The organism is Gordonia sp. ABKF26, assembly GCF_041103195.1.
GTDB classification, from domain to species: domain Bacteria; phylum Actinomycetota; class Actinomycetes; order Mycobacteriales; family Mycobacteriaceae; genus Gordonia; species Gordonia terrae.
Genome location: NZ_JBGCVZ010000003.1, coordinates 5341933 through 5358311, shown reverse-complemented (window position 1 = coordinate 5358311; position 16379 = coordinate 5341933). Strand labels below are relative to the sequence as shown.

Genomic DNA, 16379 nt, shown 5'->3' with positions numbered 1-16379 from the left:
AGTGACATGTCCGGACGTTCCAAACTCGCCGCGCCCCGCGCCCTCGCCGCGCTGGTCTCCGCGGGACTGATCGGCGTTGCACTGGCCGGGTGTAGTCCCGACCAGGAGCCCACGGATGTCCCGGGCACGACGCCGCCCGTCGTCAGCGACGCGCCCCTTCCGCCCGGCGCCGAAGACGACGTGGACAGCGAGCCCAGCGGTCAGATCGCCGTCGCCGAGATCAAGGACACCTCCGGCGACGTCGTCGGCCAGGCCACCATCACCGCGGCCTCCGAGACCGCCGAGCCGGTCACCATCAACGTCCGCGTCACCGCGGGTGACCTGCCCGCCGGGTTCCACGGCATGCACATCCACGAGAACGGCACCTGCGACGCGGGCGCCGGCGGTTCGCAGGCGTTCACGTCCGCGGGCGGGCACCTGCAGGTCGACGGCAACACCAGCCACCCCTCCAGCGGCGACCTGATCTCGATCAACATCCTCGAGGATCACACCGGCCGGACGGTCACAACGACCGACGCCGTGAACCTCCAGCAGCTGATCGGCAAGTCGATCATGATCCACGAGAAGCCGGACAACTTCGGCAACATCCCGGCCGACAAGTACCCGGGCGGCGCGAACCCCGACACCCTGAAGACCGGCGATGCCGGCGCCCGTATCGCGTGCGGTGTCATCGAAGAGCAGAGCTAGGCGTCCTGGCACCGTCCGAGGCCGCCACGCACATGGCACCGATCGAGTTCGACGGGTCACCGACCCCCACCCTCGGGGTCGAATGGGAATTCGCCCTGACCGACAAGGTGACCGGCGACCTGTCGAACTCGGCCGCGGCGCTCTTCGCCGCCGTCGGTGACCACCACCCCGACTTCGCGGGCAGGATCCACAAGGAACTGCTGCGCAACACCGTCGAGCTGGTGACCGGGATCTGCCGGACCACGGGTGAGGCGATCGCCGACCTCACCGGCACGCTGGGGGTGGTACGCGGGCTGACCGAGGAACTCGGCGTCGATCTGTACGGCGCGGGTACGCATCCGTTCGCGGAGTATTCGACCCAGCTGCTCACCGAGGGGCACCGGTACGCGGAGCTGATCGAACGCACCCAGTGGTGGGGTCGGCAGATGCTGATCTGGGGCGTGCACGTCCACGTCGGGATCAGCCACCGCGACAAGGTGTTACCCATCCTCGACGCGCTCCTGAACTATTATCCACACCTGCTCGCGCTCTCGTCGTCGTCGCCGATGTGGGCCGGGCAGGACACCGGATACGCGAGCAACCGCGCGATGATGTTCCAGCAACTCCCGACAGCGGGGTTGCCGTTCCAGTTCCGGACGTGGGAGCAGTTCGAGAATTTCGTCGCCGATCAGAAGACGACCGGCATCATCGACCATCTCAACGAGATCCGTTGGGACATCCGGCCTTCGCCGCATCTCGGCACCATCGAGGTGCGGGTCTGCGACGGCATGACCAACCTCGGTGAGCTGTCGGCGATCGTCGCGCTCATCCACTGCCTCGTCGTCGACCTCGACCGTCGGTTCTCGGCGGGGGAGACGCTGCCGACGATGGCTCCCTGGCTCGTCCAGGAGAACAAGTGGCGGGCGGCTCGATATGGACTAGATGCCATCGTCATCCTCGACGCGGACTGCACCGAGAAACTGGTGACCGACGATCTCGCCGCGCTCCTCGAGCGTCTCGAACCCATTGCGCGCGAACTCGATTGCGTCGACGAGCTCGCCGGCGTCGAGCGCATCATGGCGCAGGGGGCCAGCTATCAGCGCCAGCGCGCGGTGCATCGTCGGACCGCGTCCCTGCGCGAGGTGGTCGCGTCGGTGGTCGGCGAACTCGACGCTCCCTGACCCGGTCGGATCGAGGTCGTCCCGGGACTCGACGTCAGAGGGCCAGGCCGATGGCGAGTACGAGGATCGCAAGGGCCGGAACGACTCCCTGCTTGAGTGCGGCCGCGATCTTGTCGGGGCTCGACACGGCGAGCACGAGTGCGGCGGCCGCCATCGACGCGGTGCCGGTGATGACGAGCGTCGCGCCGATCGCGGTGGACCCGCCGATGACGAAGGCGATCCCGACGAACACGGCGAGCGCGAGGAACAGGTTGTAGAACCCCTGGTTGAACGCGAGTTCTTGCTGCGCACTCGCCTGTTCCACCGTTCCGGTGCCGAATGTCGCGCGTGCACGCTTGCTCGTCCACGCGATGGACTCCAGATAGAAGATGAAGACGTGGACGAGCGCCGCGATCGCGGCGAGCACCAGACCTGCGATGACCATTTCCGTACTCCTCGTTGTCGACGGCCGGCCGGAGCCATAGTGTTCCGACCGGTCTAAAATACCGAAGGGCGACGAGAGAGAGGCGGGTGGGCCGCGGATGGGACGGATCCAGGAGTTCGACACGACGGAGGTCGTCCGGGCCGCCCGCGGGATCTTCTGGCAGCGGGGATACGAGAGCGCGTCCCTGCCCGACCTGGAACGGGCGACCGGAATCGGGCGATCGAGTCTCTATCACGCCTTCGGGTCGAAGCGAGGTCTCTTCGATGCGGCCGTACAGAGCTACCTCGACGAGGTGGTCCGCCCCCGGTTGCGTCCGCTGACCGGCAGCACCATCACGCCGGACGCCGTCGAGGACTACCTGAACGGGCTGCGATCGTCGCTGACCGACGACACGTCCCCGGCTCGTGAGGGTTGCCTGCTCATCAACACCGCAGGCGCCCCCATCGGGCGCGACGCCGACGTGGTCCGGACCATCGCCGGGTATCGCGAGGAGTTGCGGGGTGCCGTGGGGGCCGGTGTGCGGGCGAGCGCACCCGCGCTGAGCGACGCCCGACAGGCTGCACTCGCCGACGCCGTGACGGCGCTGGTCATCGCCGCGCTCGCACTCGTGCGGGTCGTTCCCGAGGAAGCGGCCCGGGGCCTCGACACCGCCGTCGCGCTGGTCCGTGAGGGGCGTCGGACGGCCGGTTCGCAGTCAGTCGCGGTCCGGTGACTCCATGTCCCGCTGATCGATGAGGCCATCACGCGCCCGCTGTTCCTGATACGCCAGCCGGCCGATCCGATGCGCCACGACGGGTGCGGTGATCAGGGCGAAGAGCCCGGCGAGAACGAGCATCCCGCTGTCGACGTTGTCGCCGAGCCGCAGGACCGCACCGAGCAGGATGAGCAGAAGGCCGAAGGTCTGCGGTTTGGTGGCCGCATGCATGCGGCTCAGGGTGTCCGGGAAGCGGACGAGTCCGATCGCGGCGGTGACCGCCATCAGGCAGCCGGTGAGGAGCAGCGTCGCGCTGATGATGTCGATGATCATGTCTGGTCGTCCCGTACTCGGAATCGCGCGATCGCGACCGATCCGACGAAGCTGAGCAGAGCCAGGGCCACGATCGCCGGGACGACCGTCGAATCACGGCTGAACGCGGCCCACGTCCCCAGACCGCACATGCACAGCGCGATGAGCACGTCGAGCGCCACGAGCCGGTCCAGCGTGGTCGGACCGCGCAGGATCCGGACCATCGTCAGCACCGTGGCGACGAGCAGCATGGCTGCCGCGATCGTCCACACGTAGCTCATGAGTCCCCCCGTTCCGTCTCGGCTGGTCGGTGGTCCGGCTCGGGCGCATCGGCGGAGTCGGTGGTCGAGGACGCCGTGTCGACCGAGCGGTCCACCGAGCGGACGTGGTGGAAGTCCTCGTCGATGCCGTGGAACGGACTCGGATGCCATTCGCTGTCGCGCTCGAACGCCTTGATGAACATGCGCTCGACGTAGGCGACCTGATCGTAGAAGGCACGAACCTTCTTCTCTGATCGGACATCGAAGACGTGAACGTAGAGCATCCGGCGGCGGTGGTCGATCTCCAGGACCATCGTGCCCGGTACCAGGTTCAGGTAGTCGACGGCCAGCGTCAGCACCATGTCGGACTTGATCGCGACGCGCACCCGGACGACCGCACCGAGCGGTGGGCGGCCCGGACGGATGGCCATCCACCCGATCTGCACACTCGACACGAAGAAGTCGACGATCAGGCGGAACACGAGCTGCAGCACCGACAGCGGATGGATGCGGCCCTCGACCGGGACCCGCGGCAACGGCAACACCGTCAGCACCAGCGTCGCCAGCACCACGCCACCGATCACATTGGCCCAGGAGAGCGTGCCCCACAACAGAACCCAGACGAAGGTCAACCACGCGATGGTCCACAACCGGACTGCGACCTCACGACCGTCGCCACCCAGCCACCTCGGCAGGCGGGTGTGCGTCCGCAGCCAGACCAGCGCGCCGACGAAGTGCCAGAAGACGAACAGCAGCGACACCCGCCACACGTTGATGACGAGGTACAGGACCGGCCCCTTGGTCGAGACCACCGGTGCGCGGCGCCTCGGCGCGTCGCCCGATCCCCGGTCGCGTTCGCTCGCGCGTTCCTCGGCGCTCATCGGGTACCACCTTCGCCCAGCACCGCATCGACGTAGACGGCACGGTCGACGACATCGGTCGCCGCATGGTCGGTGAAGTCGAAGATCGGTCCGGCCCACAGCGTCAGGACAAGTCCCGCCGCCACCATCGCCATCGTCGGCAGCACCATCATCACGGGCATGCGGCCGACGTCCTCGCGGTCGGAGAAGGCGGCGTCGTCGGCGCTCTCGTCGATGAGTGCGGAGGGGCCCTTGTCGGCGAGCTCGCCTTCGGGGGCGTCGGCGCGCGGCCGCCAGAAGCCCTTGGTCCAGATGCGGGCCATGACGTAGAGCGTGAGGAGGCTGGTGACCACCGAGCCGGCGACGAGAATCCAGGCCAGCACGGACCCGTCCTGGGTGCCGGCCTCGAGGAGTGCGACCTTGCCGATGAAGCCGGAGAACGGCGGGATGCCGCCGAGGTTCAGCGCGGGCACCAGGAACAGCACGGCCAGCAGTGGACTGGCGATGAGTCCGCCGAGTCGGCGGAGCGACGCCGAGCCGGCTTGCCGTTCGATCAGTCCGACGACCAGGAAGAGGGTCGTCTGCACGAGGATGTGGTGGGCGACGTAGTAGATCGCCGCCGACATCCCGAGGTCGGAGGACAGCGCGATGCCGAAGATCATGTAGCCGATGTGGCTGACGAGGGTGAAGGACAGCAGCCGTTTGATGTCGGCCTGGGCGATCGCGCCGAAGATGCCCACGAGCATCGTCAACAGTCCGGCGACCAGCATCACCGTGTCCATCGAGCCGCCGGGGAACAGCAGTGAGTGCGCGCGCACGATCGCGTAGACGCCGACCTTGGTGAGCAGACCGGCGAACACGGCGGTGACCGGTGCCGGGGCGGTGGGGTAGGAGTCGGGCAGCCAGGTCGACAGCGGGAACACCGCGGCCTTGATGCCGAACGCGACGAGCAGCACCGCGAACAGCGCGTTGCGGGTCCCGTCGGGGACGTCGTCGAGGCGGACGGCCATCTCGGCGAGGTTCAGGGTGCCGGTGGTGGCGTAGGCGAACGCGATGCCCGCCAGGAAGATCAGCGACGACACCATCGAGACCATCACGTACGAGGCGCCCGCACGGACGCGCTCGGCACTGGCACCCAGGGTGAGTAGCACGTAACTCGCGGTCAGCAGGATCTCGAACGAGACGTACAGGTTGAACAGATCGCCGGCGAGGAACGCGTTGCACACGCCGGCGGTCAGGATCAGATAGGTCGGCAGGAAGATCGACGTCGGCTGCTGCGCCGTACCGTCCCGGATACCCTGACCGATCGCGTAGACGATGACGCACAGCAGCACGATCGTCGACACGACGAGCATGAGCGCCGCGAGCTGATCGACGACCAGCGTGATGCCGAGTGGTCCATTGGGTTTGCCCTTGTCGCCCCACCCGCCGATCGCGACCGCGAAGGTGCCGTGGCGATCGGTGAGGTAGAGCATGATGCACGACGCCACGAAAGCGACCGTGATGGCGACGATCGACACGAATCGCTGGATCTTGGGACTGCGTCCGAGCAACAGCGAGATGGCGGCGGCGCCCAGCGGCACGAGGGTGGGCAGGGTGATCAGGACCGGAATCCACGACTCTTGCGGGGTCATCGGTCACCCCCGTCCTCGTCGGCATGCTTCTTCTTGTCCGGCCCGACCACGTCGCGGTCCGGCATCTCGTGCTGGTCGATGACGTCGGGGTCGGCGTCGTCCTCGCCGGACCCGTCGGGAGGTGCGGTGGCAGCCTTTTGTCCCACCTCATCCGGACCGAGTTCGCCTGGTCCGTACACATCCGGCCCCGCCTCGCGGGCGGCACTCTGCTCGGTGGTCTCGGGGTCCGGTTCTTCCTCCGCGCCGCCGATCTCGTCGACGACGTCGGAGTCGGTCGGCATGATGTCGGTCTCGTACAGCGCGGCCTGGCGGGCGGCGGCCTGCTCCGGGGTCAGGGGATTGCCCTTGTCGTCGAAGTAGTCGCCGGTGGGCGTGTCCGAGTGGGTCAGGGGATCGTCGCTGCGATCGCGGTCGGGCGCCGTGCCCAGGGACCCGCTCAGGATCTTGACGTCCTCCTCGTCGTCCTCGACGTCGTCGTCGTCGCGGTTGATCACGAACAACCGGTAGACCAGTGCGAGCACGAAGGCGGCGACGCCCATCATGATGACGATCGCCGTCAGGACCATGCCCTGGGCGAGTGGATCGGCGTCGGACGCGCGGTTCTCCGACGAGCGGCCCATGATCGGCGGATTCCCCATGCCGCCGGACACGACGATGATCATCAGGTTGAGCGCGTTGCCGACGAGCAGGAGTCCGAACAGCATCCGGACCAGGCTGCGTTCCATCAGCAGGTACACCCCGCACGCCGCCATCGCGCCGACGACCAGCATCAGCGGGAGATTGGTGGTCATCGGCTCACCTGCCCGCCGGCCGCGTTCGCTGCCTCGCCGGTGGTGTCACCGGTGGCGGCGCCGCTGCTCGAGGTGCCACCGTCGGAGTCACTGATCCGCGCCGCGGTGCGGGCGATGGTGGTCTCCACGTCGAGCCGCGCGCCGAGACTGCGCAGCACGTCGAGCACGAGACCGACCACGATCAGGTAGATGCCGAGATCGAAGAACAGAGCGGTGACGAACTTGATGTCGCCGAGGACGGGCACGGTGACCTCGAAGACCGCCGACGACAGCGCGGGCGCACCGAGGAACATCGAGACGATCGCAGTCGTCGCGGAGACGGCGAGGCCGGCACCCAGGATGCGGCCGGGTTCGATCGGCAGGGCTTCCCCGAGTTCGTAGCGTCCGCCCGCGAGGTAGCGCAGCACGAGCGCGAGACCCATGGTCAGGCCACCCGCGAAACCGCCGCCCGGCGCATTGTGACCGGCATAGAAGAAGTAGATCGACAGCACCACCATCGTCGGGAACAGCAGGCGGGTCGTGGCCTCCAGCACCATCGACCGGTGGCGCGGGTCGCGCAACCCGGAACCGAGCAGCCACGTGGTGCGGTCCGGTGGGACGTGATCGTCGTCGTCCCCGTTGTCGCCGGCCTGCAATCGGGCGGCGTCGGCCACGCGCGGCGCGGCCCCGAACCGGCGGTTGCGGAAGACCATCGATGCCACGCCCGTGGCGGCCGCGATGAGCACCGACACTTCGCCGAGGGTGTCCCAGGCGCGGATGTCGACGAGCAGGACGTTGACCGCGTTGGCACCGTGACCGAAGTCGTAGGCGGCCTCCGGGAGATCGACGTGAAGCGGTTCGGTCGAACGTGCCGACGCCGCGAACAGCCCGATGAGCACCAGCATGGCGCCGAAGGCGAGTCCGATCAGGGCGCGCAGCGGCTTGAACCCGGTGGCGTGACGCTTCTCCGGTTCGGCGGGCAGCTTGCGCAGCACGAGCACGAAGATGACCAGGGTCAGTGTCTCCACCAGGAACTGGGTGAGTGCGAGGTCGGGTGCGCCGTACAGCGCGAACAGCATCGCGCAGCCGTAACCGGTGATGCCGACGACGAGCGTGGCCGCCAGGCGGTTGCGGAGGAGGACGGCGGACAGCGACGCGGCGACGATGCAGCCGCCGATCACCCATTGGACCGGGGTGGCGGTGTAGTCGATGCTCAACCGATCGCGAGCGCCGGCGAACAGGACGATCGTCGGCAGCAGGATCGCGGTGCACAGGATGACGCCCTGTGTGACCGGCAGCGAACCGCGCTGGGTGTTGCGGGTCAGCAGCAGCGACAAGGTGTCGGCGCCGCGCAGCGTCGCGTCGTAGATGCGGTCGGCGTTCACCAGCGGGCGGAAGCCGAAGACCCGGTCACGAACACGCCGGACGCCGAGGAACAGCGCAGCTCCGCCGACGATGACGATGATCGAGAAGACGACGGGCAGGCCGAACCCGTGCCACAGTGCGAGATGCTCGAGTTCGTGCCCGTAACCGTTGAGGGTCTCCGCATACGGTTCGAAGAGGCCGCCGAGCTGGGGACTGAACACGCCTGCCGCCACACCGGCAGCGGCGAGGGCGACCGGCGAGAAGTAGAACGGCCACGTCGGCGGGTGCATCTTGGCGACCGCGGGACTCGGGGTGTTGCGTACCTTGCGGCCGAACGCGCCCCACAGGAAGCGGAGCGTGTAGGCGCAGGTGATGATCGAGCCGACCAGCAGGACGATGTCGACGGCGTGCGCCTGCCAGGAGACGAATGCACCGGTCTCCCACACCGACGCGAAGGCCGTCTCCTTGCCGACGAATCCGAGGGTGATCGGGATGCCGGCCATGCTGGCCCCGGCGACGGCGGCCGTGACGGCCAGTCCCGGGAGTCGATGACCGAGGCGCGCGAGCTTGCGGACATCGCGGGTACCCGTCGAGTGGTCGATGATGCCGACGACCATGAACAGCGACGCCTTGAACAGAGCGTGTGCGACCAGCATGGCGATGCCGGCCATGGCGACGTTCGCGTCGCCGATGCCGACGAGCACCGCCATGAAACCGAGCTGCGACACGGTGCCGAACGCCAGGATGAGTTTGAGGTCGAGTTCGCGCAACGAACGCCACCCGCCGAGCACCATCGTCACCAGGCCGAGTCCGACCACGGCGACCTGCCAGCTGATCGTCACCGAGAATGCGGGGGCCAGCCGGGCGATGAGGTAGATGCCTGCCTTGACCATCGCCGCCGCGTGCAGGTAGGCGCTGACCGGGGTGGGCGCGGCCATCGCGCCGGGCAGCCAGAAGTGGAACGGGACGATGGCCGACTTGGTGAGGGCGCCGATGAGCAGGAGCACGACCGCGATGTCGACGTAGACGCCGGTGGGCGGGGCCGAGATGATCTCGGACAGCAGGTAGGTGCCCGACCGCTCGCCGAGCATGATGATGCCGACGAGCATCGCCAGACCGCCGAAGGTGGTGACCAGCAGGGCCTGCGTGGCGGATCGTCGAGCCGTCGCGCGCACCCCGTAGAAGCCGACGAGCATGAACGAGAGCACGGTGGTGAGCTCCCAGAACACGTAGAGCACGAGCATGTTGTCGGAGATGACGAGTCCGAACATGGCCGCGGCGAAGGCGACCATCTCGCCGCCGAACACCGCGACCCGGGGGCGGGCGTCGTCGAAGTAGTGGGCGCAGTAGCAGAGCACGAGCGCGCCGACCCCGAGGATGAGTACCGACAGGATCGCCGTCAGGGTGTCGAATCGGGTGACGATGTCCATCTGGAGCGATGGAACCCAGCTGACCGTCTCGACCCGGGCGGCGGCCGCGTCGGCCGACGGCCAGTTGGCGATCACCCAGATCAGACCACCGAGCGGCGCGAGCGCGAGGACGTAGAAACCGCGGGTGCCCATCCAGTGGATGACTGCGGGCGCGACGAGCGCGCACACTGCCAACGCAGCCAACACAGTGATCAAAAGGGCACTCCGTCTTTCTCCCGGCGGGGTGTCACGGGCGAACACCCGCGGTCGCTACTTTACCGTTGCCCGTATGTTCCGGTTCGACTGGCTCCGGCGTACCGCCGTCATCACCGCTGCTGTCCTGCTGGTATTCGGCCTCGTCGCGGGGTGCGCGGACGAGGAACAGGCCGGTCCGGACGGTGTCCCGCTGCCGTCGGACTTCCCGGTCACCCAGGTGCCGCTCATCGACGGCCACGTGCTCTCCGCCGGGGGCAGCCGCTCCGACGGCTGGGAGGTCACGGTGCAGGGTCCGGTGAATGCCGGCAACCAGCTCGAGGCCGCGACCGACACACTGGCCGAGGCAGGCTTCGCCGAGTCGCACCGCTCGACCGAGGGCGGCCAGTCGGTGGTCGTGATGTCGGCGACCAAGGAGGGTGCGACCTACTGGGTCCAGATCGGCGCGTCCCCACAGGCCGCGGGCGGCGGCTCGTCGGTCTTCTATCTGGTCAACGTGGAGTAGCTCGCACCGCGGGGGTGCCATCACGACGTTCGGCTGTGGTCCACGATCGCTATCGGGCAGCGCGTGCGATGCTGCGTCGCGCGTGCGACCGATCCCGCCCAGGCGGCGAAGGCGCTCCCTGCGCGTGGTCGGGTGACGACGAGCAACGACGCCTGCGGAACCGCCTCCCCGACGGCCCGGGACGGGTTGCCGTTGACCAGTTGCAGCGTCGTGGCGCAACCGGGGAAGCGTCGACGCCACGGTGCGAGCAGCGCGTCGGCCCGCGCGTACACGGACTCGATCTGGGCAGGGGGAGCCGCGTCGGGTATCGCACACACCACCGCCACCGCGCTGCCCGTGCCACCGGCGTACTCGAACGCGGTCGACAGGGCGAGGTCGGAAGGGGCGTCGGCGTCGATCGCGGCGACGACCGGACCGCCGGTTGCGAGGTTGCCGTACGGGACGGTCACGACGGTGCAGTGCGAGCGTCCCGAGAGTGCGGAGCTGATGCTCCCGGTGGTGAGACGCTCGATCAGTCCGGGCCGGTGATGACCCACGACCATCAGATCGACCTGGCTCGACAAGCGCGTGAGGAGCGGGATCGCGAAGTCGTGCTCGACGACGGTGTCGATGCGCAGGCCGGGATGGTGTGCGCAGAGGCGGGTGGCCACCGCGGACAGGTGGTCGACCGCTGCCCGCCGCGTGGCGGCCACGTCGAAGTCGAGCTCGAACTCGCTGAGAGGTTGCAGCGCCCCGGCGGCCGCGAATCCGTGGATCAACACCAGGCGGTCCCCGACGCGGGCCGAGGCGGCCGCCCAGCGGGCGGCCGCCTCGGATTCGGGACTCAGGTCCACCCCGACGGCGATGGTGTTCATCGCGTGCGGGTGGGGTCGCCCGTTCGCGTGTCGGCGACGGACCCGGTGACGTCTTCCTGCGGTCCCTCGGCGGGGGCGAAAGCCTGCGGCGCCGATGCGGCGATGGCTGCCTCCTCCGCGCGCCGTTCCTCGTCGCTGCTCATCGTCTTGAGGGCGACCTCCTTGATGAGCGTGATGGCGATGAAGCTCAGCGCCGCCATGACTGCCGCGACCAGGAAGATCCGGGCCGTTCCGTCGCCGTACGCACCGCGGACGATGGCCGCGATCGGAGCCGGCAGCTCGTTCAGATTGGCCAGGCCGGCCGCGCCGCCACCGGTCTGTCCGGACCCGATGCCCAGGGCCCCGAGACCCTTGGCGATGAGATCGGTGACGTGGTTGGACAGGATCGCACCGAGCACCGACACACCTGCGGCGCCGCCGAGTGAGCGGAAGAAGGTGACCGTCGAGGTCGCCGCGCCGAGGTTGTCCGGGCTGACGTTGTTCTGCACCGCGAGAACCAGGTTCTGCATCGTCATGCCCATGCCGCAGCCGAGAACGAACAGGAATGCACCGACCAGGACCATGTCCGTGTGCGCGTCGATCGTCGCGAGCAGGCCGAAGCCGATCGTCATCATCGCGGCACCGGCGACGAGGAATCGCTTCCACCGTCCGTACCGGGTGATCAGGTTGCCGGAGACGGTCGCCGACAGCATCGAACCGATGACCATCGGGAGGGTCAGCAGGCCGGCCGCGGTGGGCGAGTACCCGCGGGCGATCTGGAAGTACTGGCCGAGGAAGACCGCGCCGCCGAAGAGAGCGACACCGACGCCGATGCTGGCGAGGGTCGCCAGGGCGGTGGTGCGATCCCGGAAGATGTGCAGCGGGATGATCGGGCTGGACACCTTCGACTCGACGACGACCGCGGCGACGAGCAGCGCCACACCGAGCGCGACGAGCCCGTACGAGGTCAGCGACGCCCAGTCGAAGTTCTTACCGGCCAGCGTGACCCAGATCAGCAGGGTGCTGACACCGGAGGCGATGAGCGCGGCGCCGAGGTAGTCGATGCTGACCTTCTTGCGCACGACCGGAACATTCAGCGTTCGCTGGATGACGACGAGGGCTAGGACGGCGAGCGGGACGCAGACGTAGAACGTCCAGCGCCAGCCGAGCCAACTGGTGTCGACGATGACGCCGCCGATGAGCGGACCGGCAACGGTCGCGACAGACATCACCGCGGCCATCGGGCCCTGGTACCGGCCGCGTTCGCGCGGACTGAACATCGTCGCGACGACGATGACGACCAGCGCCTGCAGACCGCCGAGGCCCAGACCCTGGATGACGCGAAAGCCGATCAGCATGTCGACCGAGGTGGAGAGTCCGGCGAGGACCGAACCCAGGGTGAACAGGAACAGGGCGCCCTGCACCAGCAGCTTCTTGCTGACCAGGTCGGCGAACTTGCCCCAGATGGGCGTGGTCGCCGTGGACGCGAGCAGTGTCGCGGTGATGACCCAGGTGTACTGGTCCTGGGTGCCGTGCAGATCGGTGATGATCGTCGGCAGGGCGTTGGACACCACGGTCGAGGACAGGAACGCGACGAACATGCCGAGCAGGAGGCCGATGAGGGCCTCGATCTTCTGGCGATGGGTCATCGGCACGTCTTCGACCGGCGCCACCGCGGATGCGGGTGCACTCATAGAACAAACCTCCGAGAAAGAAAGCTGCCCGCGACGAGGAGACGAGCGGGCTGCGAATCGGCGCGAACGGCGGCGCACCCGATTGGTTGATTGATGCAACTATAAAGCGTGATGGTTGCAACCAACAACTATCGGAGGTTATTCCGGGTGTGTTCCGGGACTCACCCGGCCGGCGAAGGGACCTCGGCTGTGGTCAGTCGAGGCGGCGCTCGGCGTAGGCCTTCAGGTCGGCGACCTGTGCGGGGTCGAGCGACGGGCGGACCCGCTTGCGGGCTTCGTCGACGTCGGCGACGGTCACCGCGGCGGCATCGATGTCGCGACGCATGGCCGACAGCGCCGCCTCGCGCAGCAGCGCCGAACAGTCCGCCGCCGAATAGCCCTCGAGATCGGTGGCCAGCTCGTCGAGGTCGACGCCGTCGAGCGGGACGTTGCGACCGGTGGCGCGCAGGATGTCCCCGCGGGCGTCGGCGTCGGGCGGCGGCACGAAGACGAGTCGTTCCAACCGTCCGGGGCGTAGCAACGCCGGGTCGATGAGGTCGGGACGGTTCGTCGCGCCGAGAACGACGACGTCTTGGAGTGGTTCGACGCCGTCGAGTTCGGTGAGCAGTGCGGCGACCACGCGGTCGCCGACACCGGAGTCGGTGGACTGCCCGCGGCGCGGGGCCAGCGCGTCGACCTCGTCGAGGAAGATGAGCGACGGTGCCGACTCGCGGGCCCGTGCGAACAGGTCCCGCACCGCCTTCTCCGACGATCCGACCCACTTGTCCATCAGCTCAGCGCCTTTGACCGTGTGCACCGACAGCTGACCCGACGCCGCGAGGGCGCGGACGACGAAGGTCTTGCCGCAGCCGGGCGGGCCGAACAGCAGGACCCCGCGCGGCGGATCGACGCCGAGTCGGGCGAAGGTGTCGGGGTGTTGCAGCGGCCACAGGACCGCTTCGGTCAGGGCCTGTTTCGTCTCGACCATGTCGCCGACGTCGGCGAGGGTGATCGAGCCCAGCGCGACTTCGGGGGAATCCGAGCGGGACACCGGCCGGATGACGTCGAGGGCGCCGACGAGGTCCTCGGTGCGCAGCGACGGCGCAGACTTCTCGGCACTCGCGCGGGTGGCAGCCCGGAGGGCGGCCTCGCGGGCGAGCGCGGCGAGATCGCCGGCGACGAAGCCGGGGGTTCGCGAGGCGACCGACGTGAGGTCGAGATCGCCGTCGGTCGGGACGTTCGACAGGATCGACGACAGCAATCGCGCGCGGGTGGCGGCATCGGGCAGACCGATGACCAGTTCGCGGTCGCACAGCGACGGGTCGCGCAACCGCGCGTCGAGGCGGACCGGTTCGGCGGTGGTCGCGACGAGCGCGATGCGGCCGTCGGCGATGCCGGAGCGCAGTTCGTCGAGGATGAGGGCGCCCACCGGCTCGGGTTCGGCGGGCAGCAGCGCGTCGACATCGGTGATCAGCAGGACGCCGCCCCCCGATCGGGTGCGGGCCACCGCGTCGGCGACCGCCCGTAGTCGCGCGGTGGCCTCGAGGGCTCCGACCGTCGGCCCGTCGACCGTCACCAGCGCGCGCGACGCGCACACCGAGCGCACGAGCGTCGCCTTGCCGCCGCCGGCCGGGCCGGTCACCAGGACGCCGAGACGCGGTGTCGCGCCGAGGGTGCGCAGGACCTCCGGTTCGTCGAGGGTGATGGTCAGCCACTCGGTGAGTTTGGTGATCTGGGAGTCGACGCCGACGAGCTCCGACACCGGCCGGACCGGGACGTCGGGCTCGCGGGCGGGCTCGCGGACAGGGGTGGGCGCGGCGACCGGCCGCGGGCGGGAGTCGGACTCCGACACCATGCCGAGTGCGCCGGGGATGCCGGGTGACCCCGGCCAGGTCCGGTCGCCGAGCGGCGGCACCTCGCCCGCGGTCGTCGACCACAGCACGGCGGTGTTGGTCTGCACGCTGACCGGTGCCGACACCTGGTCACCCGTGGGCGGGCCCGGCTCGGTCGCGGTGACGGTCAGCAACTCGGTGGTCCAGGTGATCCCAACCGACCGGGCCAGCGCGCGCGTGGCCTCGGTGGCCGCGAGTTCGGGACCGAGGTCGCGGGGGAGCAGCGAGACGGCGTCACCGACGGACAGGACCTTGCCCAGCAGCGCGCGGCGCAGCGTCGACTCGGTGATCGACTGGGTGGCCAGCACCGAACCGCTCACCACCACCCGGCTCGCGCCCTGCACCTCGACAGGTGCGAGAACGACCGGCGAGTTCTCCCGGACACCGGCATTGGAGAAGGCGATCTCGTCGAGAAGGGCCACCCCGGTCGGCGCGGTCGGCTCGGTCGCGGCCACCACGGCAGCCGTGACGCGTGCGCCGGTGATCGACACCGCATCCCACTCCCGCAGCGAGAGAGCCGTCAGCACCTCGGGATGCACGCGGATGATGCCGCGCCGGGCCTCGGCCGCCGAGGGATTGTGGCGCGCCGTCAGGGTGAGGGAGGCGGGCGTGCTCATTCGGGCTCGCTTTCGGTCGTCCCGCCGGTCGTGCGGGGCGCGGTGACGCCGGGGCCGGTGGGGCGGTTCAGGCCCAGGCGGCCGAGCGAGTTGATGACCGGCCGCCGGCGCCGGCCACCGGGAGACGCGGTGCGCAGGGCCCGACGCTGGGCACGACGTTCGGCCGGTTTGTCATCCCAGTGCTCGGGACGGGAGGCGACCCAGCGACGTGCGCGCCACGCGAACGGGATGTGCACCGCGTACCCGGCGATAGCGATCATCATCAGCACGTAGGGGAAGGTCACCAGCAGTGCCGCGGCCGCGGCGACGAGCACCAGCAGGCCGGCCACCGCGCCGGGCGGGATCGAGGCGGTCTTGAGCGAGGAGGTCGGGATGCGGCTCACGGCCATGAACGCGACGAGGATCAACCACCCGCCCACGGCCGGCAGCGAGGTCCACCACCCGTCACCGAACTGTTGTTCCAGCCCGATCGGCAGGAGTGCGCAGATCGCCGCGGCGGGCGCGGGGACACCGGCGAAGAAGTCCTTGGTGTACGCCGGTGCCTCGTCGTCGTCGAGCAGGGTGTTGAATCTCGCGAGCCGCAGCACGATGGCGCAGCAGTAGATCAGGGCGAGCACCCAGCCGAGGTCGTGCCCGTCGATGAAGTGGAAGTAGATGATCATCGCCGGGACCACACCGAAGTTGATCGCGTCGGCCAGTGAGTCGATCTCGGCGCCGATGCGGCTCGTCGCTCCCATCAGGCGTGCGACCCGGCCGTCGATGCCGTCGAGGAACGCCGCCGCGACCAGGAGCGCCATCGCGGTGTCGACGTCGCCGTTGATGGCCGACCGCATGGCGGTGAGGCCCGCGCAGATCGCGAGGATCGTCAGCGAGGACGGGATGACGATGCGGCTGGCCTGTGCCTGGCGGCGCAGACGACGGCGCTCCGGCTCCTTCCGCGGAACCGGGTGCGCCTGTGCGTGTCGGCTGGCCGAGCGTGCTGTCGGGGTCCGGGCGGTGCGCGAGCCGGGTCGTCGACGCCCGGGGGTCGTGCCGGATGAGGTCATGTCGGTCGGGTTCACCGGGCCGGAG

General features: G+C 69.1%; 15 protein-coding genes. 4 read left to right on the top strand and 11 right to left on the bottom strand.

Going from position 1 to position 16379, the window contains the following annotated elements; all coding sequences use genetic code 11:
• The first annotated feature begins 6 nt into the window (after positions 1–6).
• Positions 7–687 carry a superoxide dismutase family protein gene (locus AB4Z55_RS24890; RefSeq protein ID WP_004022815.1) on the top strand — a complete coding sequence of 227 codons (681 nt, stop codon included), beginning with the start codon at positions 7–9 and terminating at the stop codon, positions 685–687.
• Positions 688–719: 32 nt separating this feature from the next.
• Entirely contained in the window at positions 720–1847 is a 1128-nt protein-coding gene (locus AB4Z55_RS24885) for a glutamate--cysteine ligase (protein WP_369520840.1), read from the top strand.
• A gap of 34 nt (positions 1848–1881) precedes the next feature.
• On the opposite strand, the gene AB4Z55_RS24880 is transcribed toward AB4Z55_RS24885, so the two are convergent.
• The gene (locus AB4Z55_RS24880) at positions 1882–2271 is read right to left on the bottom strand and encodes a DUF1304 domain-containing protein (protein WP_369520839.1); all 390 of its coding nucleotides are present in this window, start codon (positions 2269–2271) and stop codon (positions 1882–1884) included.
• Between the two features lie 97 nt (positions 2272–2368).
• On the opposite strand from AB4Z55_RS24880, the gene AB4Z55_RS24875 reads away from it, so the two are divergent.
• Positions 2369–2983 carry a TetR/AcrR family transcriptional regulator gene (locus AB4Z55_RS24875; RefSeq protein ID WP_369520838.1) on the top strand — a complete coding sequence of 205 codons (615 nt, stop codon included), beginning with the start codon at positions 2369–2371 and terminating at the stop codon, positions 2981–2983.
• Here the strand turns inward: AB4Z55_RS24875 and mnhG are convergent.
• Genes mnhG through AB4Z55_RS24845 form a run of 6 tightly spaced genes read right to left on the bottom strand, consistent with a single transcriptional unit; the run spans position 2966 to position 9791 of the window.
• Positions 2966–3298: a monovalent cation/H(+) antiporter subunit G gene (gene mnhG / locus AB4Z55_RS24870; RefSeq protein WP_004022819.1), complete on the bottom strand. Its 333-nt coding sequence runs from the start codon at positions 3296–3298 to the stop codon at positions 2966–2968. The genes AB4Z55_RS24875 and mnhG overlap by 18 nt on opposite strands.
• The gene (locus tag AB4Z55_RS24865) at positions 3295–3558 is read right to left on the bottom strand and encodes a monovalent cation/H+ antiporter complex subunit F (RefSeq protein WP_004022820.1); all 264 of its coding nucleotides are present in this window, start codon (positions 3556–3558) and stop codon (positions 3295–3297) included. The genes mnhG and AB4Z55_RS24865 overlap by 4 nt, the downstream gene beginning before the upstream one ends.
• On the bottom strand, positions 3555–4418 hold the full coding sequence (locus AB4Z55_RS24860; protein WP_369520837.1) for a Na+/H+ antiporter subunit E: 864 nt from the start codon (positions 4416–4418) through the stop codon (positions 3555–3557). The genes AB4Z55_RS24865 and AB4Z55_RS24860 overlap by 4 nt, the downstream gene beginning before the upstream one ends.
• Positions 4415–6031, bottom strand: a complete 1617-nt coding sequence (locus AB4Z55_RS24855) for a Na+/H+ antiporter subunit D (RefSeq protein WP_064571461.1) — start codon at positions 6029–6031, stop codon at positions 4415–4417. Before AB4Z55_RS24855 ends, AB4Z55_RS24860 begins: the two co-directional genes overlap by 4 nt.
• Positions 6028–6822 (bottom strand): Na(+)/H(+) antiporter subunit C, encoded by a 795-nt coding sequence (locus AB4Z55_RS24850; RefSeq protein WP_064571460.1) that lies wholly within the window; start codon positions 6820–6822, stop codon positions 6028–6030. The genes AB4Z55_RS24855 and AB4Z55_RS24850 overlap by 4 nt, the downstream gene beginning before the upstream one ends.
• Positions 6819–9791, bottom strand: coding sequence for a Na+/H+ antiporter subunit A (locus AB4Z55_RS24845; RefSeq protein ID WP_101822559.1), 2973 nt, complete (start codon positions 9789–9791; stop codon positions 6819–6821). The genes AB4Z55_RS24850 and AB4Z55_RS24845 overlap by 4 nt, the downstream gene beginning before the upstream one ends.
• A 73-nt stretch (positions 9792–9864) precedes the next feature.
• On the opposite strand from AB4Z55_RS24845, the gene AB4Z55_RS24840 reads away from it, so the two are divergent.
• Positions 9865–10293, top strand: coding sequence for a hypothetical protein (locus tag AB4Z55_RS24840; protein ID WP_004022825.1), 429 nt, complete (start codon positions 9865–9867; stop codon positions 10291–10293).
• A gap of 20 nt (positions 10294–10313) precedes the next feature.
• Here AB4Z55_RS24840 and AB4Z55_RS24835 read toward each other — a convergent pair whose 3' ends face one another.
• The 4 genes from AB4Z55_RS24835 to AB4Z55_RS24820 all read right to left on the bottom strand — a co-directional run bounded on the left by AB4Z55_RS24835 (position 10314) and on the right by AB4Z55_RS24820 (position 16354).
• Positions 10314–11147 (bottom strand): universal stress protein, encoded by an 834-nt coding sequence (locus tag AB4Z55_RS24835; RefSeq protein ID WP_101822557.1) that lies wholly within the window; start codon positions 11145–11147, stop codon positions 10314–10316.
• Entirely contained in the window at positions 11144–12820 is a 1677-nt protein-coding gene (locus tag AB4Z55_RS24830; RefSeq protein WP_064571457.1) for an MDR family MFS transporter, read from the bottom strand. The genes AB4Z55_RS24835 and AB4Z55_RS24830 overlap by 4 nt, the downstream gene beginning before the upstream one ends.
• A 193-nt stretch (positions 12821–13013) precedes the next feature.
• The gene (locus AB4Z55_RS24825) at positions 13014–15308 is read right to left on the bottom strand and encodes an AAA family ATPase (RefSeq protein WP_369520836.1); all 2295 of its coding nucleotides are present in this window, start codon (positions 15306–15308) and stop codon (positions 13014–13016) included.
• Positions 15305–16354 (bottom strand): phosphatidylcholine/phosphatidylserine synthase, encoded by a 1050-nt coding sequence (locus AB4Z55_RS24820; RefSeq protein ID WP_239401805.1) that lies wholly within the window; start codon positions 16352–16354, stop codon positions 15305–15307. Before AB4Z55_RS24820 ends, AB4Z55_RS24825 begins: the two co-directional genes overlap by 4 nt.
• Between the last annotated feature and the right edge of the window lie 25 nt (positions 16355–16379).

Excerpts from the sequence above, each read along its gene's own strand:
- AB4Z55_RS24890 (WP_004022815.1), top strand. The coding sequence starts at position 7 with ATGTCCGGACGTTCCAAACTCGCCGCGCCCCGCGCCCTCGCCGCGCTG.
- AB4Z55_RS24885 (WP_369520840.1), top strand. The coding sequence starts at position 720 with ATGGCACCGATCGAGTTCGACGGGTCACCGACCCCCACCCTCGGGGTC.
- AB4Z55_RS24880 (WP_369520839.1), bottom strand. The coding sequence starts at position 2,271 with ATGGTCATCGCAGGTCTGGTGCTCGCCGCGATCGCGGCGCTCGTCCAC.
- AB4Z55_RS24875 (WP_369520838.1), top strand. The coding sequence starts at position 2,369 with ATGGGACGGATCCAGGAGTTCGACACGACGGAGGTCGTCCGGGCCGCC.
- mnhG (WP_004022819.1), bottom strand. The coding sequence starts at position 3,298 with ATGATCATCGACATCATCAGCGCGACGCTGCTCCTCACCGGCTGCCTG.
- AB4Z55_RS24865 (WP_004022820.1), bottom strand. The coding sequence starts at position 3,558 with ATGAGCTACGTGTGGACGATCGCGGCAGCCATGCTGCTCGTCGCCACG.
- AB4Z55_RS24860 (WP_369520837.1), bottom strand. The coding sequence starts at position 4,418 with ATGAGCGCCGAGGAACGCGCGAGCGAACGCGACCGGGGATCGGGCGAC.
- AB4Z55_RS24855 (WP_064571461.1), bottom strand. The coding sequence starts at position 6,031 with ATGACCCCGCAAGAGTCGTGGATTCCGGTCCTGATCACCCTGCCCACC.
- AB4Z55_RS24850 (WP_064571460.1), bottom strand. The coding sequence starts at position 6,822 with ATGACCACCAATCTCCCGCTGATGCTGGTCGTCGGCGCGATGGCGGCG.
- AB4Z55_RS24840 (WP_004022825.1), top strand. The coding sequence starts at position 9,865 with ATGTTCCGGTTCGACTGGCTCCGGCGTACCGCCGTCATCACCGCTGCT.
- AB4Z55_RS24835 (WP_101822557.1), bottom strand. The coding sequence starts at position 11,147 with ATGAACACCATCGCCGTCGGGGTGGACCTGAGTCCCGAATCCGAGGCG.
- AB4Z55_RS24830 (WP_064571457.1), bottom strand. The coding sequence starts at position 12,820 with ATGAGTGCACCCGCATCCGCGGTGGCGCCGGTCGAAGACGTGCCGATG.
- AB4Z55_RS24825 (WP_369520836.1), bottom strand. The coding sequence starts at position 15,308 with ATGAGCACGCCCGCCTCCCTCACCCTGACGGCGCGCCACAATCCCTCG.
- AB4Z55_RS24820 (WP_239401805.1), bottom strand. The coding sequence starts at position 16,354 with ATGACCTCATCCGGCACGACCCCCGGGCGTCGACGACCCGGCTCGCGC.